Genomic DNA, 23246 nt, shown 5'->3' with positions numbered 1-23246 from the left:
AGAGGAGAAAATATGGAAGCAATTATCGAGAAAATCAAAGAGTATAAAATCATTGTCATTTGTGCTGGTTTGGGTTTGGCCTTGGGCGGATTTTTCCTACTAAAGCCAACTTCACAAACACCTGTGAAAGAAACAAATTTGCAGGCTGAAGTCGCAGCTGTTTCAAAGGATTCATCTTCTGAAAAAGAAGTGAACAAGGAAGAAAAGGAAGAGTCTGCTGAACAAGATCTAATAACAGTAGATGTTAAGGGTGCTGTTAAATCGCCAGGGATTTATGATTTGCCAGTAGGAAGTCGAGTTCATGATGCCGTTCAGAAAGCTGGTGGATTGACAGATGAGGCAGATAGTAAGTCGCTCAATCTCGCTCAGAAAGTCAGTGACGAGGCTCTTGTCTATGTTCCAACTAAGGGAGAAGAAGCGGCTAGCCAGCAGGTTGCCTCTGGAACGACTGCTTCGACAAGTAAAGATAAGAAGGTCAACCTCAATAAAGCTAGTCTGGAAGAACTCAAGCAGGTCAAGGGACTGGGTGGCAAACGAGCTCAGGATATTATTGACCATCGTGAGGCAAATGGCAAATTCAAGTCGGTAGATGAACTCAAGAAAGTCTCTGGCATTGGTGCTAAGACCATAGAAAAGCTAAAAGATTATGTCACAGTGGATTAAGAATTTCCCTATCCCCTTAATCTATCTGAGTTTTCTATTGCTCTGGCTTTACTATGCCATTTTTGGAGTGTCCTATCTCGCATTGCTAGGTTTTGTTTTTTTGATCGTCTGTCTCTTTTTCCAATTTCCTTGGAAATCGGCTGGAAAAGTTCTAGCGATTTGTGGAGTTTTTGGTTTTTGGTTTTTGTTTCAAAACTGGCAACAGACACAAGCTAATCAAAACCTAGTGGATTCTGTTGAGAGGGTACGGATTTTGCCTGACACTATTAAGGTCAATGGAGATAGTCTGTCCTTTCGGGGCAAGGCTGAGGGTCGCACCTTCCAAGTTTACTATAAACTCCAGTCTGAGGAGGAGAAAGAGCAATTTCAAGCCTTAACAGATCTTCACGAGATAGAGCTAGAAGGGAAAGTTTCTGAGCCTGAAGGGCAGAGAAATTTTGGTGGATTTGACTACCAAGCCTATCTGAAGACTCAAGGAATTTACCAAACTTTGACTATCAAGAGCATCCGGTCACTTAAAAAGGTTAGCAGTTGGAATATAGGAGAAAATCTGTCGGTTTTACGTCGAAAGGCTGTAGTTTGGATCAAGACGCACTTTCCAGATCCTATGCGCAATTATATGACGGGGCTCTTGCTGGGACATTTGGACACGGACTTTGAGGAGATGAATGAGCTTTATTCCAGTCTTGGAATTATTCACCTTTTTGCCTTATCTGGTATGCAGGTGAGCTTCTTTATGGATGCCTTTAAGAAACTCCTCTTACGATTGGGCTTGACCCAAGAAAAGTTGAAGTGGCTGACCTATCCCTTTTCCCTAATCTATGCAGGTCTGACAGGATTTTCAGCATCTGTTATTCGCAGTCTCTTGCAAAAGTTACTGGCCCAACATGGCGTTAAGGATTTGGATAATTTTGCCTTGACGATCCTTGTCCTCTTTATCATCATGCCCAACTTTTTCTTGACAGCTGGAGGGGTCTTGTCCTGCGCTTATGCTTTTATCTTGACTATGACTAGCAAAGAAGGCGATGGGCTCAAGGCTGTTGCCAGAGAAAGTTTGGTCATTTCTTTGGGAATATTGCCTATTCTATCCTTCTATTTTGCAGAATTTCAGCCTTGGTCTATTCTTTTGACCTTTGTCTTTTCCTTTCTGTTTGATGTGGTCTTCTTGCCACTTTTGTCCATCTTATTCATTCTGTCTTTTGTTTACCCAGTCACTCAGTTTAACTTTGTCTTTGAGTGGTTAGAGGGCGTCATTCGCTTGGTATCGCAGCTGGCAAGCAGGCCTCTGGTCTTTGGTCAACCCAACGCATGGCTTTTGATTCTACTGTTAGTTTCATTAGCCTTGGTCTATGACATGAGGAAAAACATCAAAAGACTAGCAGGATTCAGTCTCTTTATTGTGGGTCTCTTTTTCCTGACCAAGCATCCACTTGAAAATGAAATCACCATGCTAGATGTGGGGCAAGGTGAAAGTATTTTCCTACGGGATGTAACTGGGAAAACCATTCTCATAGATGTGGGAGGAAAGGCAGAGACTGACAAGAAAATCCAAGCTTGGCAAGAAAAGACGACGACCAGCAATGCTCAGCGCACCTTGATTCCCTATCTAAAAAGTCGTGGAGTAGCCAAAATTGACCACTTGATTTTGACCAACACAGACAAGGAGCATGTTGGAGATTTGCTGGAGGTGACCAAGGCTTTCCATGTAGGGGAGATTTTAGTATCAAGAGGAAGTTTGACGCAGAAGGAATTTGTAGCGGAACTAGAAGCAAGTCAAACCAAGGTACGCAGTGTGACAGCAGGGGAGAGCTTGCCGATTTTTGGCGGTTACTTAGAAGTCCTATCTCCAAGGCAGGTTGGAGATGGGGATCGTGATGATTCCCTGGTTCTTTATGGGAGACTTTTGGATAAGTACTTTCTCTTCACAGGAAATTTGAAAGAGAAGGAAGAGAAGGACTTGCTGAAGCATTATCCTGACCTAGATGTGGATATATTGAAGGCAGGTAAACATGGTGCTAAAACGTCATCAAATTCAGTTTTCCTAGAAAAAATCAAACCAGAAATTACACTCATTTCAGTTGGAAAGAGCAATCGTTCGAAACTCCCCCATCAGGAAACCTTGACACGACTGGAAAATATTAATAGCAAAGTTTACCGAACTGACCAGCAAGGGGCTATCCGCTTTACAGGGTGGAATAGTTGGCGAATTGAAACGGTTCGATAAAATAGACAAACTTTTCGAAAAAATAACTTTTTATCTTGACAAGGGATAGAAAACTTGGTATCATATAAAAGTTGAGAAAAGCAGAAGTGAGAGCTTCTCGCCTTGTGACATTAAGTTGCCTGGCCCTACGGATGAAAAGTTTCTAAGAAACGCTATCATAACGTGCGGGCTTGTATTATTACGAGTCCGCTCTTGTTTTTCTCTAATAATAAAAAAGAGGTGAAAACCATAGCAAAGCAAGACTTATTCATCAATGATGAAATTCGTGTACGTGAAGTTCGCTTGATCGGTCTTGAGGGAGAACAGCTAGGCATCAAGCCACTCAGCGAAGCGCAAGCATTGGCTGATAGTGCAAATGTTGACTTAGTATTGATTCAACCCCAAGCAAAACCACCTGTTGCTAAAATTATGGACTACGGTAAGTTCAAATTTGAGTATCAGAAAAAGCAAAAAGAACAACGTAAAAAACAAAGTGTTGTTACTGTGAAAGAAGTTCGTCTGAGTCCAACTATTGACAAGGGTGACTTTGACACAAAACTTCGCAATGCACGCAAGTTTCTTGAAAAAGGAAATAAAGTTAAGGTATCTATCCGCTTTAAGGGTCGTATGATTACCCATAAAGAGATTGGTGCAAAAGTTTTAGCCGAGTTTGCTGAAGCAACACAAGATATTGCGATCATCGAACAACGAGCTAAGATGGATGGACGCCAAATGTTCATGCAGTTGGCGCCAGCAACTGACAAAAAATAATTGTCAGAAAGTTAAATAAAGGAGAAAAAATCATGCCAAAACAAAAAACACACCGCGCATCAGCTAAACGTTTCAAACGTACAGGTTCTGGTGGACTTAAACGTTTCCGTGCTTACACTTCTCACCGTTTCCACGGAAAAACTAAGAAACAACGTCGTCATCTTCGTAAAGCATCTATGGTGCATTCAGGAGATTTCAAACGTATCAAAGCAATGCTTACTCGCTTGAAATAATAGCCTAACAGTAAGTAAACAATTCTAGGAAATATTTGGAGGAAATAAAACATGGCACGTGTTAAAGGTGGCGTTGTATCACGCAAACGTCGTAAACGTATTCTTAAATTAGCAAAAGGTTACTATGGAGCTAAACACATCTTGTTCCGTACTGCAAAAGAACAAGTAATGAACTCTTACTACTATGCATACCGTGACCGTCGTCAGAAAAAACGTGACTTCCGCAAATTGTGGATCACTCGTATCAATGCGGCAGCTCGTTTGAACGGACTTTCATACTCACAATTGATGCATGGTTTGAAATTGGCTGAAATCGAAGTTAACCGTAAAATGCTTGCTGACTTGGCTGTTAACGATGCAGCAGCTTTCACAGCTCTTGCAGATGCAGCTAAAGCAAAACTTGGTAAATAATAATTGATAAGACTGGAACAGGATTGTCCCAGTCTTTTTAAAAATAAAGGAGAATATATGGCTTCAAAAATGCTACACACTTGCTTGCGAGTAGAAAACCTTGAAAAATCAATCGCATTTTATCAAGATGCTTTTGGTTTTAAAGAATTACGTCGCAGAGATTTTCCAGATCATGCTTTTACCATTGTCTATCTAGGACTTGAGGGGGATGACTACGAGTTGGAGTTAACCTATAACTATGATCACGGTCCTTACGTGGTAGGAGATGGCTTCGCCCATATCGCCCTCAGTACACCTGACCTTGAGGCACTACATCAAGAACATAGCGCTAAAGGCTATGAGGTGACAGCCCCTAATGGACTTCCAGGAACTCAACCAAACTATTACTTTGTCAAGGATCCTGATGGCTACAAGGTCGAAGTCATTCGTGAAAAATAATCGAGTGAAGTCAAGTAGAATGTTCGTTTTCTACTTGACTTTTTTTCTTTGAAAGAGTATACTAATACAAATTTAACCTTTAAGGGGAGTCCAGAGAGACTCACAAGGTGTCAGATAAAAGGGATAAGGGGACTCTCTGTGGAGACTTTTTAAGTGTGCGCATGAGTTCTAGCCTAACCCAACTGAGGCCTTGCATTAGCAAGGCCTTTTCTTTATCTGGTCCCCTTAAATTTAAGGAGGAAATTCATGAATCCCACATGTAAGAAACGTTTGGGTGCTATTCGTTTGGAGACCATGAAGGTGGTCGCTCAGGAGGAAATTGCGCCAGCAATCTTTGAATTAGTTCTAGAAGGAGAAATGGCTGAAGCCATGCGAGCAGGCCAATTTCTTCATCTGCGTGTGCCTGATGACGCCCATCTCTTGCGCCGTCCTATTTCAATTTCGTCTATTGACAAGGCAAACAAGCAGTGTCATCTCATTTATCGGATTGAGGGTGCTGGTACAGCTATTTTTTCAACCTTAAGTCAGGGAGATACTCTTGATGTGATGGGGCCTCAGGGAAATGGTTTTGACTTGTCTGATTTAGACAATCAGAGCCAAGTTCTCCTCGTTGGTGGGGGGATTGGTGTTCCGCCCTTGCTCGAAGTAGCCAAGGAATTGCATGCGCGTGGGGTGACAGTAGTGACAGTCCTCGGTTTTGCGACTAAGGATGCTGTTATTCTCGAAACCGAATTGGCCCAATATGGTCAGGTCTTTGTAACGACAGATGATGGTTCTTATGGCATCAAGGGAAATGTTTCTGTTGTTATCAATGATTTAGACAGTCAATTTGATGCGGTTTACTCATGTGGTGCTCCGGGAATGATGAAGTATATCAATCAAACCTTTTATGACCACCCAAGAGCCTACCTATCTCTGGAATCTCGTATGGCTTGTGGGATGGGAGCTTGCTATGCCTGTGTCCTAAAAGTCCCAGATAGTGAAACCGTCAGCCAACGTGTCTGTGAAGATGGCCCTGTTTTCCGCACAGGAACAGTTGTATTATAAGGAGAAAATGATGACTACAAATCGTTTACAAGTTTCTCTACCAGGATTGGATTTGAAAAATCCCATCATTCCAGCATCAGGCTGTTTCGGTTTTGGCCAAGAGTATGCCAAGTACTATGATTTAGACCTTTTAGGCTCCATTATGATTAAGGCAACGACTCTAGAACCACGTTTTGGCAATCCTACTCCCAGGGTGGCAGAGACACCTGCTGGTATGCTCAACGCAATCGGCTTGCAAAATCCTGGTTTAGAAGCTGTTTTAGCTGAAAAACTGCCTTGGTTGGAAAGAGAATATCCAAATCTTCCCATCATCGCTAATGTAGCTGGCTTTTCAAAACAAGAGTACGCTGCCGTTTCTCGAGGAATTTCCAAGGCAGCAAATGTAAAAGCTATCGAGCTCAATATCTCCTGCCCGAATGTAGATCACGGCAATCATGGACTTTTGATTGGGCAAGATCCTGACTTGGCTTATGAAGTGGTAAAAGCGGCTGTGGAAGCCTCTGATGTGCCAGTCTATGTCAAGCTTACTCCTAGTGTAACAGATATTGTCACCGTCGCAAAAGCCGCAGAAGATGCAGGGGCAAGTGGCTTAACCATGATCAATACTCTAGTCGGTATGCGCTTTAACCTCAAAACTAGAAAACCAATCCTAGCCAATGGTACAGGTGGAATGTCAGGTCCAGCAGTTTTTCCAGTAGCCCTCAAACTCATCCGTCAAGTTGCCCAAACAACAGACCTGCCCATCATTGGAATGGGAGGAGTGGATTCGGCAGAAGCTGCACTAGAAATGTATCTGGCTGGAGCGTCTGCCATCGGAGTTGGAACAGCCAACTTTACCAATCCTTATGCCTGTCCTGATATCATCGAACATCTACCAAAAGTCATGGACAAATACGGCATTAGCAGCTTGGAAGATCTCCGTCAGGAAGTCAAAGCCAGTCTGAGATAAGCTAGGTCTTCCTTATCGTCAACAAGACATAGAATCTTCATCAATTTGTAATATTTTCGTCTGTTAACTGTGTTACAATAGGGTTTAGAAAACATTATTGGAGCATTTAAATGAAACGATGGAAAGTGGCCCTAGTAAGTGCTGGCTTATTGGGGTGTTTTTTTACTGTACTAGAAACAGCTAAAGCAGATGAAGGGACTTGGAAAGGAAAGACCTACCTCAAAGCTGATGGAAAACCAGTAACCAACCAATGGATCTTTGACCAAACGTATCAGAATTGGTTTTATCTTAAGGCTGATGGGAATCGTGCTGAAAATCGCTGGCTGACTGTTGGTGGTAAGGATTACTATTTTAACGAGACCGGAAAATTAGCCACAAAAACTTGGATCAACCAGTACTATGTGGCTGAAAGTGGTGCTAGGGTCAAGAATCAATGGGTGTTTGACCAAGAAAAACGGTCCTGGTATTATCTCAAGTCTGATGGTCGGAAAGCTCAAAATGAGTGGATCCAACAAGGTCAGGAAAAATATTACCTTAAAGAAGATGGGAAAATGGCCAAAGATGAGTGGGTCACTCAAGGTGGAAACGAATACTACGTTAATTCTCAAGGTAAAATGCTGAAAAGTACTTGGCTTGGTAAGACCTATTTGTCAGAAAATGGTAATAAGGTCAAACAAGGTTGGATCTATGATGCTAATTATAGCAGTTGGTTCTACATTCAACAAGATGGTACCTATGCTGAAAATGGCTGGCGAACCATAGACGGAAAGGACTACCATTTCAAATTTGGAGGCTATCTTTCTACCGAGCGCTGGATTGGCCGCTTCTATGTTGCAAAGAGTGGAGCCAAACTGAAATCCGAATGGCTCTTTGATAAGAATTACGATTCTTGGTTTTACTTGAAAGCAGACGGTAGCTATGCCGAAAAAGGCTGGGAAACGATTAAAGGTAAAGATTACCATTTCAAATTTGGAGGCTATCTTTCTACTGAACGTTGGATTGACCGCTTCTATGTTGCAAAGAGTGGAGCTAAACTGAAATCCGAATGGCTTTTTGACAAAAATTATAACTCGTGGTTTTACTTGAAAGCAGACGGAACCTATGCTGAAAAAGGCTGGGAAACGATCAAAGGCAAGGATTACCATTTCAAATCCGGTGGCTACCTCTCCACAGAAACTTGGATTGACCGCACCTATGTGACGAGCAGTGGAGCAAAAGCAGGTAAAGGTTGGCTCTTTGATAAGAATTATAACTCTTGGTTCTATATCAACTCTGATGGAAATTATGCTGATAAAGAATGGATCTGGGATAATGGTTACTACTATCTCAAATCTGGCGGTTATATGGCTGCAAGTGAGTGGGTATGGTACAAGAACAATTGGTTCTACTTCAAGTCAAATGGAAAGATGGCTGAGAAAGAGCTTATCTACGATTCATCCGACCAATCATGGTATTACCTTAAATCAGGCGGTTATATGGCAAAAAACGAGACTGTAGATGGTCATACCTTGGATGCTTCCGGTAAATGGCATGTTGCGGATAAAACCAAATATTACAAAGTTAAACCCATTACAGCCTATGTCTACAGTGCATCTGGAGAAATCTTGAGTTACATTAATCAAGGAAGTATTGTTTCACTGGATAGCTCGACGCGAAAAGGCGGCCGACTTGCAGTTTCGATTTCTGGCTTGTCTGGCTATATGAATCAAAGTGATTTGACAGCAGTAGATGAAGGAAGCGAGTTTATCCCTCATTATACTAGTGATGGGAAATTCCTCTACCATGAACTCTCTCCTTATACGAGTATCAAAGTAGCTCCACACACATCTGCAATGATTATTGGTAAGAAGTACTACTCAACTGACGGAGAGCATTTTGATGGCTTTACCATTAAAAATCCTTTCCTTTATAAAAACTTGAGAGAACCAAGTAATTATAGTGCAGCTGAATTGGATAAACTGTATTCGATGATGAACTTGCAGGATAGTCCTCTTGCAGGTAAAGGAGCGACTTTCAAAGAGGCTGAGGAACGCTACGGTGTCAACGCCCTTTACTTGATGGCACATAGCGCTCTTGAAAGTGCGTGGGGACGCAGTCAAATTGCCAGAGATAAGAACAACTTCTTTGGTATTGCAGCCTATGATACTAGCCCATATCTATCAGCCAAGAGCTTTGATGATGTGGACAAAGGAATTCTCGGAGCGGCCAAGTGGATCCGTGAGAACTACATCGACTATGGCAGAGACCACCTTGGAAACAAGGCAACAGGAATGAATGTTCGCTATGCTTCCGATCCATACTGGGGTGAGAAAATAGCTAGCATCATGATGACCATCAACAGCAAACTTGGTGGGAAAGACTAATCAAAAGAAACCAACGGTAACTACTGAAAAGTGGTTATCGTTTTTGTTTTGGACATTGGAGGATAAATAGTATAATAACAGACTTTTTACTCTTGAACAATTAACAAAATGATAGTAAAATGTAATAGGAGATATTAATCTAATTACTATATAAAAAGGAGAATTTTATGAAAAAGTTACTATCCTTCTCAATTGCCTTGCTTTCAATCACAACACTAGTTGCTTGTTCTGGACATAAGGCGGAATCAAAGGTCCCAGAAGAAAAAATTGAACAGAAGCAAATCAAGTTTGATGAGAAGTTGTTTAAAGAAGCTGGACTCTTGCCTTTTAAAAATGAGAAACAACTAGAACTTGGAGAATTGGATTCTAAATCACGCGCAACGGGTGCTCATATTCAACTTAAGGACAGTGATGAGCCAACTGAGAAGAGAGAGTCCAAGTTGACTTATGATCCAGTTGGATGGCACAATTATAAATTCTTTTATGGTGATGGTAAAAAAGAAGCTTGGTTGATGAGTAGAGGTCATCTGATTGGTTACCAATTTAGCGGATTAAATGATGAAAAGAGGAATCTGGTTCCAATGACTAACTGGCTAAATGCTGGAAATTATTCTGGAACAGATGACCAAAACCAAAGTAGCATGCTTTACTATGAAAATCGATTGGACTCTTGGTTGGCCAACCATCCGAACTACTATCTTGACTACAAGGTGACCCCAATCTATCAGAAAGATGAATTGATTCCGAGACAAATTGAATTGCAGTATGTGGGAATTGATGAAAATGGCAAACTTTTGGAAATCAAGCTGGGTGGTAGTAAAGAAAAGGTTGATCAGTATTCAGTGACGCATGTCGTTTTAGACAATGTTTCAGCTAATGCGGAAATCAATTACTTGGATGGTACTGCTAAAAATACAGTTGAAGATGCAAAGATAAAAGAAAAGGCTAAGAAGGAAGCTGAGGAAAAAGCCAAGAAAGAGGCTGAAGAAAAAGAAGCGGCTGAAAAGAAAGCAAAAGAAGAAGAGCAAGAAAAAGCTCGCCAAGCCACACAAGAAAAGGAAGAAAGCCAGGAATCAAATTCGCAATCAACAAATTCAGGTGGCTACTTTAGAGATAGAAAAGGAAGATGGCACAGACCAAATGGTAAATTCGCTTCCAAGAAAGAAATCAGAGAAGCCGGATTGCAGTGGTAAGAAGAATTTAGTAGATACACAGTCAAAAAGCCGTTGGAAAACGGTTTTTTGTTATAATTAATTGAAGAATGTAGAATTAAAGGAGAACACCATGACTTTTGAAGAAATCCTGCCTGGGTTAAAGGCTAAGAAAAAATATGTACGAACTGGTTGGGGAGGGGCAGAAAACTATGTCCAACTTTTTGACACCATAGAGCAAAACGGGGTTGCACTTGAAGTGACGCCTTATTTCCTAATCAACGTGTCTGGAGAAGGGGAAGGTTTTTCGATGTGGAGCCCGACACCTTGTGATGTTTTGGCAACGGATTGGGTAGAAGTGCATGACTAGACGTGTATTGATGACGGGAGTAAGTTCAGGGATTGGTCTGGCTCAAGCTCGACTCTTTTTAGAGAAGGGTTATCAAGTTTATGGAGTTGACCAAGGTGAAAATCCACTCTTAGAGGGTGATTTCTACTTTTTACAGAGAGATTTGACCTTGGACTTGGAGCCTATTTTTGACTGGTGTCCTTATGTGGATGTTTTGTGCAATACTGCAGGAGTTTTGGATGCTTACAAACCCCTTTTGGAGCAAACAGCGCAGGAAATTCAAGAGATTTTTGAAATCAACTACGTGACTCCTGTTGAGTTGACTCGCTATTATTTGACACAAATGCTGGAAAATAAAAAAGGAATCATTATCAATATGTGTTCGATTGCCTCAAGTCTAGCTGGCGGAGGTGGTCATGCCTATACTTCCTCTAAGCATGCCTTGGCAGGATTTACCAAGCAGTTGGCCCTAGACTATGCTGAAGCTGGAATTCAGGTCTTTGGTATCGCTCCAGGAGCTGTTAAGACAGCTATGACTGCTACGGACTTTGAACCCGGTGGATTGGCTGACTGGGTGGCTAGTGAAACGCCAATCAAGCGCTGGATTGAGCCAGAGGAAGTAGCAGACCTTAGCCTTTTCTTAGCAAGTGGAAAAGCAAGCGCCATGCAAGGACAAATCCTGACGATTGATGGTGGCTGGTCTTTGAAGTAGCATAGTTGGTATTTAGTGAATATGTGGAGGTAAGCTATGAAAAGAGATGAGTTCGCATTTGTGTTACCAAGCCTCTATTATCAGTTTTTATCAGAATGGGACGAAGTGGATCCTTATGAGATTGGTGACTCAGTTATCTGTTTATATGCTAAGGAGGATCTCTTAGAGCGTAATGAGACCTATCAGATAGAAGTAGATGAACCAGACTTCTTTATGATTGGTCAAGAGGGAGATTTGGCCTACTTTATCAAGAAAAATGCTGATGATTGCATTTATGAAAATGATTTGGGTGCTTTGGGCTCTTTAGAAATGCAAAAAGTTTCTGCAACTGTCTATGACTTTATTGACAAGGTCTTAGAAGAAAGATTATAAAAACCGGAGGGATAATTATGCTGAGAGCAACAGATGCGAATGAGCCAATTACAAGAGAAGACCTTTTACAATTTGAGGAGAACCTTGGAAAGAAATTGCCGGAAGCCATGTTAAACTTTTATCTCAAGTACAATGGTGGTCAATCTTGTGTGTCTGGTGTTCATGATGACAAACATCTCTTTCCTTTCAATGCTTTTTATTCATTAGAGGAGATGGAGAAGGCCCTCAACTGGTTTGACGATGAGGTTGTTCCTGCTGGATTTCAGGCTAAAGACCTCCTTCATTTTGCCTATGATCCTGGGTCTGGAAACTATGCTCTGTCTCTAAGGGAAGAAGATTATGGCAAGGTTTACTACTATGTTTTAGAAGAAAGAGCTGAGATTTTTGGTCAATGGCTTTCATTTGAGGCTTTTCTGACTAGTTTTGTGGAAGGTGAGTAGAAATAAAAGGAGCAATCATGCGTAAACACCAATTCTTTTCATTAGCAGATATTTTAGAGCAAGTTAAGTTAGAACAATGTACTCAAGATGACTTTTGCCTCTATGGCAATGATGAAGGGAATTTGGCTTTCGATAGCCTTTATTTTGGTGTCGGATTATCTAGTTGTAGTTGATGATAAAGATGTCTACCCTGTGGAAGTAGTAGAGAGAAATCTTAATCTGGTATATTATGGTGAGCATCTGATAGATGTCCTTCTAGTGCATTGGATGAAAAGCCAGACGCAAGCCCTGAATACTTGGTCGATGCCTTAATTTATTATAATCAACATGATACTTTTATTCCCTTTGCCTAGTAACTAAGCTGGATTTGCATAGTTCTATTAAACATAAGCGAATACAGTAAGGAGTCAAGAAATGATAGATTACAAAATGGTAAATAAAAAAATTTCACCTTTTAAATTTTTAGTCCATGATGAAGAGACACAAAGTGTTCGAGGGTCGCTCATTTATTATCCTGATGGAGAATACAGACAGGAAGTATTCGACACTCGGGAAGATGAGGGATTCGAAGGAAATGGATACGATTGGGCATCTCTTGCTTTGATATTTTTAGAGGAAAAAATGCCTGAATTAAGCGAATCTATTGACTTTGATCCAGAAGGAAGTATGTTTTGTGCCTATTCTTCCAATATTGATGCCTTAGCAACATTTGCTTTAGGTTTTAAGGAGTTTTGCGACGATTCTGAGTCTATGATAGACTTGTTTAGTCGAGCAGAGTTAGATTAGCTGATTAGAAAAGCTTTAACTACTAGATATTTGACTAGGGAAAAGACACAAAGGAGTTAAGATGAAGCTGATAGAAGTATTTGAGCTAGTGGAAAATCATTCTGATTTAAAACCCTATGTAGAAAAGATTTTAAAAAAGCACATGAAGACCAACTGTTCCTATCTTGAGTCTCTTAATCACCTTGCTTATTTACTCTATCTAGATGGTCAAAAAGAACTAGCTAAAAAGTTGTTAGATATTTTGCTACAAATTCCCTTTGAAGGAGATTATAATAGTTGGACCTTTGTTGAGAGTTCGATAGTCTTGTTGGCCTATATGGAAAAGCAGACGGAAAATCAGGTGTCCATCTATCAAAATCTCCTTTTAAGTCCACTAGATTCTGGGGAGGAATCAACTAGAAAAATAAGAAGGAGAGTACATCAGAGATTTTTGAATGGTGATACTTTGGAACAAAAGCTTGCAAAAATCGAGCAAGCTTCGACCTTTACATCTGAAATTGAATGGCGCTTACTTTACTTAGCAGACTTGTTAAAACTTCAGTTGTTTAGTGCGGAATCAACTCTGGACGAGGCGGATATCCAGTCTAAAATAGAAGAACAAATCGAAAGATTACAAAGCTTTATCAAGGAGCAAGGTATTGTTAGCCTTTTCCCTTTTAAGGGATGAGGAAGTGTGGCTAAATTTGAAGGATGGAAAGAGGTGAATGGATATGCAAAACCAACTGGCTCTTAGTGGAGAGCAAATTGATGAAAAAGTTTACCCACAACTATTTCATCAAGTTGGAATGATTCGTGGGGAATACTTACTGAGAGAGCTTAATCAAAACATCCTATTAGCAAGTTGTCAGCAATTTGTAAAAGATTATCTAGATACCATTTGCTCCTTGTACTCAGATGAAGAGGCTTGGTATCGTTTTTCAGAGTTAACAAATACAGAAGCTAATTGTTTAGAGGGGATTAAAGAGCATTTTGATGAAAATCATCCCTTGTTTGGATATAGAGGGATAAGGCGTTTGCTGGCGTGTCCGAATGAATTTCAGGCTGAGGCACATGTCGTTACAGAAGTTTATCAAACCAATTCCAATCTGTCTGTTATTTTTCCTTTTGTCAATGATGCCGACCAATTAAAACAAGCTATTAGAGTATTGCGTGAGCATGGTTTTACTGGAAAAGTCGGTACAATGATTGAATTACCGTCAGCATATTTTGACTTGGACAGGATACTGGAAACTGGCATTTCAAAGATTGTAGTTGGAATGAATGATTTGACTTCCTTTGTTTTTTCGACTGTGAGAAACAGTCAATGGCATGATATGGAAAGTCCAATAATGTTAGATATGCTAAGACAGATGCAGGATAAAGCAAGGATGAAAAAGATTGACTTTGCTGTAGCAGGCTATCTGAATGCTTCTTTCATACAAAAAACGAATCAGATGGGTATCAAATGCATTATCCACCACAGTTCTATTCCAGAGATTTTTGATTTAGAGATTGACCATCCAGACCACCTCAAACGTGTAAAAGAAGAAAGTAAAAAATTACAAAGGAGCAACCCATGACACCTCAAGAAATGTGGAATGCGTATAAGCATATTAACCCCGTGATTGGAGATGAGATAGATGCCTGGGCTTTTGGAGTGGAAGCCGATCTCTTGGCAGATTTGGTTTTAAAAGGTGAAAAGACGGCAACTGCATCAGCCTATGACCTCTATGCACTAGAAGACGAACCTCTTCCGCGAGAAGGTACCTTTGACGTCATTTTAGACAGTCAAGATCAGGCTGTCTGCATTGTCGAAATTACCAAGGTTTCCGTTCAGCCTTTTCATCAAGTTTCTGCTGACCATGCCTACAAGGAAGGTGAGGGGGATAAATCTTTGGACTATTGGCGCCAGGTTCATGAGGCCTTTTTTACGGAGTGTCTGAGTGAGGCTAGACTGACTTTTACACCTGATAGCAAGGTCGTTTTGGAAGAATTTCGCAAGGTCTACCCACTGTAGAATGTAAAAGGAAGAAAGTTTTGGAAATCACCGTCCAATCCTTTTTTCTTAAGCAAAACATGATATAATAAGTTTGTTTGAAGAAGAGTAAAACTCTTAAACTTAGAATAGGAGAAAACTATGCAAGCAGTTGAACATTTTATTACGCAATTTGTTCCTGAACATTATGATTTATTTTTAGACTTGAGTCGTGAGACCAAGACCTTTTCTGGGAAGGTGACCATTACTGGTCAAGCACAGAGTGACCGTATTTCCTTTCACCAAAAAGACTTGGAAATCACTTCTGTAGAAGTTGCGGGTCAAGCTCGTCCATTTACAGTTGACCATGACAATGAAGCCCTTCATGTCGAATTGGCTGAGGCTGGTCAAGTTGAATTGGTCATCGCCTTTTCAGGAAAAATTACAGACAACATGACAGGGATTTACCCTTCTTATTACACAGTTGATGGTGTCAAGAAGGAAGTCTTGTCTACTCAGTTTGAAAGCCATTTTGCGCGTGAAGCCTTCCCATGTGTGGACGAGCCTGAAGCCAAAGCAACTTTTGACCTCGCTCTTCATTTTGACCAAGCAGAAGGTGAAGTGGCCTTGTCAAATATGCCTGAGATTGATATGGAAAACCGCAAGGAAACAGGCATCTGGAAGTTTGAGACAACACCTCGCATGTCTTCTTACTTGTTGGCCTTTGTAGCTGGGGATTTGCAAGGGGTAACGGCTAAAACTAAAAACGGTACCCTCGTAGGTGTTTACTCAACCAAAGCCCATCCACTATCTAACCTTGATTTCTCACTGGACATCGCCGTTCGCTCGATTGAGTTTTACGAAGATTACTACGGAGTTGAGTACCCAATTCCTCAATCTCTCCATATCGCCCTTCCTGACTTCTCAGCTGGTGCTATGGAAAACTGGGGTCTTGTGACCTACCGTGAAGTGTACTTGGTTGTCGATGAGAACTCAACCTTTGCTAGCCGTCAACAAGTAGCTCTTGTTATCGCCCACGAGCTTGCCCACCAATGGTTTGGAAACCTCGTGACTATGAAATGGTGGGATGACCTCTGGCTTAATGAAAGCTTCGCTAACATGATGGAATACGTCTGTGTGGATGCCATCGAGCCAAGTTGGAATATCTTTGAAGACTTCCAAACAGGTGGGGTTCCAGCTGCGCTTAAACGCGATGCGACAGATGGCGTTCAGTCTGTCCATGTCGAAGTCAAACACCCAGATGAAATCAATACGCTCTTTGATGGCGCTATTGTCTATGCCAAAGGAAGCCGTCTCATGCATATGCTTCATCGTTGGCTAGGTGATGCTGATTTCGCTAAAGGCTTGCATGCCTACTTTGAAAAACACCAGTACAGCAACACTATCGGTCGTGACCTTTGGAATGCCCTTGGTCAGGCATCAGGACGTGATGTCGCAGCCTTCATGGATTCTTGGTTGGAACAGCCTGGCTATCCAGTTCTCACTGTCAAAGTTGAAAATGATGTCTTGAAGATTTCACAAAAACAATTCTTTATCGGTGAGCATGAAGACAAGAATCGTCTCTGGGTGGTGCCACTCAACAGCAACTGGAAGGGTCTACCAGATACACTTGAAACTGAAAGTATCGAAATCCCTGGCTATGCTGCTCTTCTTGCTGAAAACGAAGGAGCACTTCGTCTCAACACTGAAAATACAGCCCACTACATTACAGACTATCAAGGAGACTTGTTAGAAGCTGTTCTTGCTGACTTAGAAACACTTGATAACACAAGCAAACTGCAAATCGTTCAAGAACGTCGTCTGCTTGCAGAAGCAGGGCATATTTCTTATGCGGACTTGCTCCCAGTCCTTGATAAACTTGCTAAGGAAGAATCTTACCTTGTCGTTTCAGCTGTTTCTCAAGTGATTTCTGCCCTTGAGCGCTTTATCGATGAAGGAACAGAAGCAGAAACAGCCTTCAAAGCACTGGTTGCTAAATTGGCTCGTCACAACTATGACCGTCTTGGCTTTGAAGCCAAAGACGGGGAGTCAGATGAGGATGAATTGGTTCGTCAGTTGGCAATCTCTATGATGATTCGCTCCAATGATGCAGGAGCTAGTCAAGTCGCTAGCCAAATCTTTGCAACTCATAAGGAGAACCTTGCAGGACTTCCAGCAGCCATCCGTGCACAAGTTCTCATAAATGAGATGAAACACCATGAGACAAAGAACTTGGTCGCAACTTATCTGGACCTCTACACTCATGCCACAGATGCTGTTTTCAAACGCCAGTTGGCAGCTGCTCTAGCCTACAGTACAGATGCTGACAATATTCAAACCTTGGTTGGCTCATGGAAGGATAAGTTTGTTGTGAAACCACAAGACTTGTCTGCTTGGTATTACCAGTTCCTAGATCATCAAACAACTCAAGAAACTGTTTGGGTATGGGCGCGTGAAAACTGGGATTGGATCAAGGCAGCTCTTGGTGGGGATATGAGCTTTGATAGCTTTGTTATCCTACCTGCCCATGTATTTAAGACAGAGCAACGCTTGGCAGAGTACAAGGAATTCTTTGAACCGCAACTTTCTGACCTTGCTCTTAGCCGTAACATTCGTATGGGGATCAAGGATATCGCAGCGCGTGTTGACTTGATCAAGCGTGAGAAAGCAGCAGTCGAAGCTGTTGTAGCTCAATATGGCAAAGCTTAATTCATTCGAAATGTAAATAAAAAACTCAACTTTCTATCTGAAAAGAAGAGAGAGTTGAGTTTTTTTTAAGGCAATTTTGGTATAATAATCATAGCAAGGAGGAGTTTCTGATGATAAAAATCTTATTAGTAGAAGATGACCTAGGCCTGTCAAACTCAGTATTTGACTTTTTAGATGATTTTGCAGATGTTATGCAGGTTTTTGACGGAGAAGAAGGTCTCTACGAAGCTGAAAGTGGCGTCTATGACTTGATTTTACTTGACCTGATGTTGCCGGAAAAAAATGGCTTCCAAGTTCTGAAAGAATTGCGTGAAAAAGGAATTACAACACCAGTCCTTATCATGACTGCCAAAGAGAGTTTGGATGACAAGGGACACGGTTTTGAACTTGGAGCGGATGACTACCTCACTAAACCTTTCTACCTAGAAGAACTCAAAATGCGGATCCAAGCCCTTCTCAAACGTTCAGGTAAGTTTAATGAAAACACATTGACCTATGGAGATATTGTCGTCAACCTTTCGACGAATGAAGTGAAAGTGGAAGATACTCCTGTAGAACTACTCGGAAAAGAGTTTGAGTTATTAGTTTACTTCCTTCAAAATCAAAATGTCATTCTTCCCAAGACGCAAATTTTTGACCGTCTATGGGGATTTGATAGCGATACGACGATTTCCGTTGTAGAAGTCTATGTTTCAAAAGTTCGTAAGAAACTGAAGGGTACAGCTTTTGCTGAGAATCTTCAAACCTTGCGTAGTGTCGGGTATATTTTAAAAGATGTTCAATAAACTAAAAAAAACATGGTATGCGGATGATTTCAGTTATTTTATTCGAAACTTTGGAGTGTTCACCCTGATCTTCTCTGCGATGACCTTGATTATCCTCCAGGTCATGCACTCGAGTCTCTACACTTCTGTAGATGAAAAACTCCAAGCTCTTAGTAGTAGTCCCCAAGCGGTTATCCAGTTAGCCCTGAATCGGGCAACTGAGGAAGTCAAGGATATTCAACCAGCAACAGCGGATGCCAGCAAGGCTGAAATCAAACCCAATGTCAGCTCCAATACGGAAGTCTTGCTCTTTGACAAGGATTTTAACCAACTCTTACTGGGCAATCGTTTTTTAGGTTTGGATAAGATCAAGCTGGACAAGAAAGAGTTGAATCACATTCGTCAAATCCAAGTTGTCAATAGCTACGGTCTGGAAGAAACCTACCGGATGATCTTGATGGAAACCAATTCATCCACTGTTTCAAGTAATGTCAAATATGCGGCAATCTTGATCAACACTAGTCAGCTTGAGCAGATTAGCCAAAACCATGAGCATTTAATCGTAGTGGTCATGGCCAGTTTCTGGCTCCTATCTTTAATTGCCAGTGTTTATCTGGCACGTGTCAGTGTCAAACCTCTGCTGGAAAGTATGCAAAAGCAGAAGTCCTTTGTTGAAAATGCGAGCCACGAACTGAGAACGCCTTTGGCCGTTTTACAAAATCGTTTAGAGACTCTCTTTCGAAAACCAGAGGCAACGATTATGGAATCCAGCGAAAGTATCGCTTCGAGTCTTGAAGAAGTTCGCAACATGCGTTTCCTCACGACCAATCTTCTCAACCTTGCACGTCGAGATGATGGAATCAAACCAGAAATAGCAGAAGTATCACCACAGTTTTTTAAGACTACCTTTGCCAACTATGAGTTGATTGCTTCTGAAAATGATCGTATTTTTGAGTATGAAAATCGGATTTATCGTTCTTTTATGACCGATCAGTTGCTTCTAAAACAGCTCATGACCATCTTATTTGATAATGCCATTAAGTATACTGAAGAAGATGGGAAAATTGAGTTTGTGGTCCATGCTACGGATCGCCACCTCTATCTATCCGTAACGGATAACGGAATTGGGATTTCAGCTGCCGATAAGAAGAAAATCTTTGACCGCTTTTATCGTGTAGACAAGGCGAGAACTCGTCAGAAAGGCGGTTTTGGTCTAGGTTTGTCTTTGGCCAAGCAAATTGTTGATGCCTTACGAGGAACGATTACCGTTAAAGATAACAAGCCTAGAGGAACAATTTTTGAAGTTAAGATTGCTATTCAATCTCCTCCCAAACGTAAGAATAAATAAAAAGACAGTTCTATAACTGTCTTTTTTGATAACTAGAAAAGAGGTTGGTACCACTACCAACCTTTATTTTGAAATTTTTCGTTTAATGATCTTTCGTTGGAGTTGGAGGAGTGCCAAGCTTGCCCCTATAGCAGCAACAAATGATAAAGCTGTGTTCAATTTTAAGGCTAAAAAGATAAAACTAAAAAACACCATAAAAATACAAAAACAAGCAATATTTACAAAAAATAAAATTTCTTTTAAATTGGAGCTAACAGGAGCTTCCAGTGTATAGTCTTGATAAAGCGGAGTTTGATTCGATTCGGGAGTTTGTTCAAACTCATAAGCTTCTAATTTTCTTGCGGGCATGATTCTCTCCTTAACAGTACATAACTATTTTATCATTTTTTATGCAGAGAATTATTACAGGATTGTTACAAAACTACTAAAGTCTCTTATCATCTTCTAAGTCACTCTTCTTGACACCCACTAGAGAAAGTGATAGCATGGATGTTACACTTAAAACAGATGACCTGACCTTCTCTATTATAAATATACTGAGAAAGGAAAGGATAACTTATATAAATTGATAGCAAGCTGAGGCTTTTTCCTAAGATGATTTGTTGAGTTGCTACCCTGATTCATTTTAAAAGAATAGGTAGGAGTTGTTTTGAATGGATGGAAGGACAGAGATTCTGTCTATTGGACTGGGTGGCCTTCTTGCTACCTCTGGGGGAAAGTTAAAGGAGATAAGCATGTATCTTGCTATCAAAGAAATAGTACGAAACAAACTTCGATATAGTTTGATCTTAACGACCATTTTTCTTATCGCTTTTATGGTCTTTTTTATGACCAGTCTAGCTCTTGGTCTCGTGCGAAACAACCGAGCAGCTATTGATAATTGGCAAGCAACGGGTGTCGTTTTATCCGACTACGCAAATGATAATTTGACAGCGTCCTTTATTCCTGAAAAGGACTACAAGGATAAAAATTCTGAAGAGGCCGCTCCATTGGGCTATATGTTTGCTGTAACCAATCTAGTCGATGGTAGTGAAAAGGTCAATGTTTCCATTTTTGCTCAAGACTGGGACTCTTTTATCTCTCCTAGTTTGACGGAGGGTCGTTATCCTGAAAGAGATGATGAGGTTGTTGTGGATCAGTCTTTTGAGAACTATGGGATAAAGCTAGGTGATGCCATTCAGCTTAATGGAAGCGAGGCAAGTTACAAGATCGTAGGCTTGACTCAAGGAAATAAATTTTTCACCGAGCCTGTTGTCTTTACGAGTCTGACAACTTATTGGACCTTACAAGGAACCTTGAAGGCCAATCGTTCCATCTCTGCCTTGGTATTGAAAAATGACATAGAGGTGGTTGGCGATGGACTGAAACAGATTTCCATTCCAAAAATGATATCGAAAATTCCTGGCTACACACCTCAGGTTAATGTATTTTCAGGGATGATTCTTGCTATGATTGTTATCACAGGCTTGATTGTGGGGATTTTTGTTTATATCATTACCATCCAAAAACTAGGTCTTTATGGAATAATGCGAGCTCAAGGGATACAGATCAAAACCATTGTATGGTCTCTATTCTGTCAAATCTTCCTCCTAGCTGGTATGGGGATTGCTTTAGCCTTGCTGGCAATCGGAGGAGTGATTTTAGTCTTACCAGCTACCTTCTTTTTCTATCCAAGTTGGATTGCCTACTCTGTCCTAAGCTTGGTAATTTCCTTGATGGCCCTTCTAGGTGGTGTCATTTCACTTCCACGCTTGCTAAAGGTGGACCCGATTACTGCGATTGCAGAGTGATAAGGAGAATAGTATGACAACATTGATAGAAATGAATCAAGTGACAAAAACCTATGGGGAAGGAAAGATGAAAGTCGTAGCCCTGCATGAGACGAATTTTCAGCTAAATGCGGGAGAGTTCGTAGCTATCGTTGGGCCTTCAGGTTCTGGAAAGACGACCTTTCTAACAACTCTAGGACAACTACAGGAAGCTTCGAGTGGAAAGATTCTAGTCAAAGGGAAGGAAACAGGCAGTTTGACGGAGAAGGAAAAAACAGATCTCCGTTTTAGAGAGTTTGGGTTCATTCTTCAGGCTTCAAACTTAATTCCTTTTCTAACGGTCAAGGAACAGCTGGATTTGATTGACAAACTGGATAAGGGAAAAAATAGTAAAAGTGATCGAAAAGAGCTGTTTGACTTGTTGGATTTGGAAAAAGTTCAAAATCATTATCCCAAAGCTCTATCAGGTGGTGAACGTCAACGTGCCGCGATTGCTAGAGCGCTCTATAACAATCCGAGTATCGTTCTTGCAGATGAGCCGACAGCAAGTCTAGACACCGAGCGTGCTTACCAAGTAACGGAGATGCTGGCTGCTATTGCCCATGAACAAGGTAGAGGAGTTGTTATGATTACGCATGATACTCGCCTTCTTGATAAGGTTGATCGTATTTATGTCATGAACGATGGCCACCTAGTTGAAGAAGTACATGCATAAAATAGAGTGAATGGTACAAGTTACTGTTCACTTTTTGATTGCAAACTTTAAAAAAGACTTTGACTTTTTATAAAACTACTAGTATTCATAGCTGATTTTTGAGAATTGTGGTATAATTTTCCTTATGGAAAAGATTATTATTACAGCAACTGCTGAAAGTATTGAACAAGTTGAACAACTGCTTGAAGCTGGTGTAGACCGTATCTATGTCGGTGAGAAAGATTTTGGTCTTCGTCTGCCAACGACTTTTAGTCATGACCAATTGCGTGAGATTGCTAAGTTGGTTCATGAAGCAGGCAAGGAATTGATTGTCGCGGTTAATGCCCTCATGCACCAAGATATGATGGACCGTATCAAGCCTTTCCTAGATTTCTTGGAAGAAATCAAGACAGACTATATTACTGTTGGGGATGCAGGTGTTTTTTACGTAGTCAACCGTGATGGCTATTCCTTTAAGACCATCTACGATGCTTCAACTATGGTGACAAGCAGTCGTCAGATTAACTTCTGGGGTCAAAAGGCTGGCGCATCTGAGGCGGTTTTGGCGCGTGAAATTCCATCTGCCGAGCTCTTCAAGATGCCTGAGATTTTGGCAATTCCTGCTGAAGTCTTGGTTTACGGAGCTAGCGTCATCCACCATTCTAAGCGTCCGCTCTTACAAAACTACTATAACTTTACGCATATCAATGATGAAAAGACACGTAAACGTGACCTCTTCTTGGCAGAGCCAAGTGACCCAGAGAGCCATTACTCTATCTTTGAAGACAATCATGGTACCCATATCTTTGCCAACAATGACCTTGATTTGATGACCAAATTGACAGAGTTGGTGGATCACGGCTTTACTCATTGGAAGCTAGAAGGTCTCTACACCCCAGGTCAAAATTTTGTAGAAATTGCCAAACTCTTTATTCAAGTGCGTAGCTTGATCCAAGAGGGAAATTTCAGCCATGACCAAGCTTTCTTGTTAGATGAGGAAGTGCGCAAGTTACACCCTAAAAACCGTTTCCTTGATACAGGATTCTATGATTACGATCCTGATATGGTTAAATAGGACACCAAAACCCGAAATAAAAATGTTCGGGTTTTTCAAGTGTAT

The 23246-nt window shown here is 41.0% G+C and carries 26 protein-coding genes and 1 other annotated feature; of the genes, 25 read left to right on the top strand and 1 reads right to left on the bottom strand.

Translation table 11 applies throughout. The features are described from left to right. Nucleotides 1–12 precede the first annotated feature (12 nt). The 22 genes from MK405_RS03620 (at nt 13) to MK405_RS03515 (ending at nt 19663) form a co-directional block, all read left to right on the top strand. Nucleotides 13–663, top strand: a complete 651-nt coding sequence (locus MK405_RS03620; RefSeq protein WP_268704347.1) for a helix-hairpin-helix domain-containing protein — start codon at nt 13–15, stop codon at nt 661–663. Next, a complete protein-coding gene (locus MK405_RS03615; protein ID WP_268704346.1) occupies nt 647–2887 on the top strand; it encodes a DNA internalization-related competence protein ComEC/Rec2 in 2241 nt (746 codons plus the stop codon). Before MK405_RS03620 ends, MK405_RS03615 begins: the two co-directional genes overlap by 17 nt. 72 nt (nt 2888–2959) lie before the next feature. Further along, nucleotides 2960–3091: a sequence feature (ribosomal protein L20 leader region), on the top strand. A gap of 15 nt (nt 3092–3106) precedes the next feature. Beyond that, complete coding sequence (gene infC, locus MK405_RS03610; protein WP_000848184.1) at nt 3107–3637, top strand: translation initiation factor IF-3; 531 nt, start codon at nt 3107–3109, stop codon at nt 3635–3637. A 32-nt stretch (nt 3638–3669) separates the two neighbouring features. Further along, nucleotides 3670–3870 (top strand): 50S ribosomal protein L35, encoded by a 201-nt coding sequence (gene rpmI, locus MK405_RS03605; RefSeq protein ID WP_001125942.1) that lies wholly within the window; start codon nt 3670–3672, stop codon nt 3868–3870. 51 nt (nt 3871–3921) lie between these two features. Further along, nucleotides 3922–4281: a 50S ribosomal protein L20 gene (rplT, locus tag MK405_RS03600; RefSeq protein WP_000124830.1), complete on the top strand. Its 360-nt coding sequence runs from the start codon at nt 3922–3924 to the stop codon at nt 4279–4281. Nucleotides 4282–4338: 57 nt separating this feature from the next. After that, complete coding sequence (gloA, locus tag MK405_RS03595; RefSeq protein ID WP_000157150.1) at nt 4339–4719, top strand: lactoylglutathione lyase; 381 nt, start codon at nt 4339–4341, stop codon at nt 4717–4719. A gap of 246 nt (nt 4720–4965) precedes the next feature. After that, a complete protein-coding gene (locus MK405_RS03590) occupies nt 4966–5766 on the top strand; it encodes a dihydroorotate dehydrogenase electron transfer subunit (RefSeq protein WP_268704345.1) in 801 nt (266 codons plus the stop codon). After that, nucleotides 5729–6715 carry a dihydroorotate dehydrogenase gene (locus tag MK405_RS03585; protein ID WP_268704344.1) on the top strand — a complete coding sequence of 329 codons (987 nt, stop codon included), beginning with the start codon at nt 5729–5731 and terminating at the stop codon, nt 6713–6715. Before MK405_RS03590 ends, MK405_RS03585 begins: the two co-directional genes overlap by 38 nt. A 110-nt stretch (nt 6716–6825) precedes the next feature. Next, complete coding sequence (locus MK405_RS03580) at nt 6826–9078, top strand: glucosaminidase domain-containing protein (protein ID WP_268704343.1); 2253 nt, start codon at nt 6826–6828, stop codon at nt 9076–9078. Between the two features lie 167 nt (nt 9079–9245). Further along, complete coding sequence (locus MK405_RS03575; protein WP_268704342.1) at nt 9246–10271, top strand: DNA/RNA non-specific endonuclease; 1026 nt, start codon at nt 9246–9248, stop codon at nt 10269–10271. 91 nt (nt 10272–10362) lie between these two features. Then, nucleotides 10363–10599 carry a DUF2829 domain-containing protein gene (locus MK405_RS03570; protein WP_000141913.1) on the top strand — a complete coding sequence of 79 codons (237 nt, stop codon included), beginning with the start codon at nt 10363–10365 and terminating at the stop codon, nt 10597–10599. Continuing rightward, the gene (locus MK405_RS03565; RefSeq protein WP_268704341.1) at nt 10592–11290 is read left to right on the top strand and encodes a 3-oxoacyl-ACP reductase; all 699 of its coding nucleotides are present in this window, start codon (nt 10592–10594) and stop codon (nt 11288–11290) included. Before MK405_RS03570 ends, MK405_RS03565 begins: the two co-directional genes overlap by 8 nt. A gap of 36 nt (nt 11291–11326) precedes the next feature. Next, nucleotides 11327–11662 (top strand): hypothetical protein, encoded by a 336-nt coding sequence (locus tag MK405_RS03560; RefSeq protein WP_268704340.1) that lies wholly within the window; start codon nt 11327–11329, stop codon nt 11660–11662. Nucleotides 11663–11679: 17 nt separating this feature from the next. Then, nucleotides 11680–12102 carry an SMI1/KNR4 family protein gene (locus MK405_RS03555; RefSeq protein WP_033584059.1) on the top strand — a complete coding sequence of 141 codons (423 nt, stop codon included), beginning with the start codon at nt 11680–11682 and terminating at the stop codon, nt 12100–12102. A 17-nt stretch (nt 12103–12119) separates the two neighbouring features. Further along, a complete protein-coding gene (locus MK405_RS03550; protein ID WP_268704339.1) occupies nt 12120–12275 on the top strand; it encodes a hypothetical protein in 156 nt (51 codons plus the stop codon). Nucleotides 12276–12516: 241 nt separating this feature from the next. After that, entirely contained in the window at nt 12517–12888 is a 372-nt protein-coding gene (locus tag MK405_RS03545) for an Imm51 family immunity protein (RefSeq protein WP_000568346.1), read from the top strand. Between the two features lie 61 nt (nt 12889–12949). Then, a complete protein-coding gene (locus MK405_RS03540; protein WP_268704338.1) occupies nt 12950–13555 on the top strand; it encodes a DUF6707 family protein in 606 nt (201 codons plus the stop codon). Nucleotides 13556–13598: 43 nt separating this feature from the next. Further along, nucleotides 13599–14447: a putative PEP-binding protein gene (locus MK405_RS03535; protein WP_268704337.1), complete on the top strand. Its 849-nt coding sequence runs from the start codon at nt 13599–13601 to the stop codon at nt 14445–14447. Next, a complete protein-coding gene (locus MK405_RS03530) occupies nt 14444–14884 on the top strand; it encodes an ASCH domain-containing protein (RefSeq protein WP_268704336.1) in 441 nt (146 codons plus the stop codon). The genes MK405_RS03535 and MK405_RS03530 overlap by 4 nt, the downstream gene beginning before the upstream one ends. Before the next feature lie 120 nt (nt 14885–15004). After that, on the top strand, nt 15005–17551 hold the full coding sequence (locus MK405_RS03525) for a M1 family metallopeptidase (RefSeq protein ID WP_268704335.1): 2547 nt from the start codon (nt 15005–15007) through the stop codon (nt 17549–17551). 110 nt (nt 17552–17661) lie between these two features. Next, nucleotides 17662–18336 carry a two-component system response regulator CiaR gene (ciaR, locus tag MK405_RS03520; protein ID WP_000590630.1) on the top strand — a complete coding sequence of 225 codons (675 nt, stop codon included), beginning with the start codon at nt 17662–17664 and terminating at the stop codon, nt 18334–18336. After that, nucleotides 18326–19663, top strand: a complete 1338-nt coding sequence (locus tag MK405_RS03515) for a sensor histidine kinase (RefSeq protein WP_084872931.1) — start codon at nt 18326–18328, stop codon at nt 19661–19663. Before ciaR ends, MK405_RS03515 begins: the two co-directional genes overlap by 11 nt. Before the next feature lie 63 nt (nt 19664–19726). Here the strand turns inward: MK405_RS03515 and MK405_RS03510 are convergent, their stop codons facing one another. Then, nucleotides 19727–20011, bottom strand: coding sequence for a DUF3270 domain-containing protein (locus MK405_RS03510; RefSeq protein ID WP_084872933.1), 285 nt, complete (start codon nt 20009–20011; stop codon nt 19727–19729). Nucleotides 20012–20397: 386 nt separating this feature from the next. Between MK405_RS03510 and MK405_RS03505 the strand changes: the two genes are divergently transcribed. From MK405_RS03505 to MK405_RS03495, 3 genes are all read left to right on the top strand, one after another. Further along, complete coding sequence (locus MK405_RS03505) at nt 20398–21453, top strand: ABC transporter permease (protein WP_084872935.1); 1056 nt, start codon at nt 20398–20400, stop codon at nt 21451–21453. 13 nt (nt 21454–21466) lie between these two features. Continuing rightward, a complete protein-coding gene (locus tag MK405_RS03500) occupies nt 21467–22147 on the top strand; it encodes an ABC transporter ATP-binding protein (RefSeq protein WP_268704334.1) in 681 nt (226 codons plus the stop codon). A 124-nt stretch (nt 22148–22271) separates the two neighbouring features. Continuing rightward, nucleotides 22272–23201 carry a peptidase U32 family protein gene (locus tag MK405_RS03495; protein WP_268704333.1) on the top strand — a complete coding sequence of 310 codons (930 nt, stop codon included), beginning with the start codon at nt 22272–22274 and terminating at the stop codon, nt 23199–23201. The last annotated feature ends 45 nt before the right edge of the window (nt 23202–23246 follow it).

Origin of the sequence: Streptococcus oralis, from assembly GCF_026782345.1 — a bacterium.
Lineage (GTDB): Bacteria > Bacillota > Bacilli > Lactobacillales > Streptococcaceae > Streptococcus > Streptococcus oralis_CK.
This window is presented reverse-complemented; position numbering and strand designations above follow the sequence as displayed.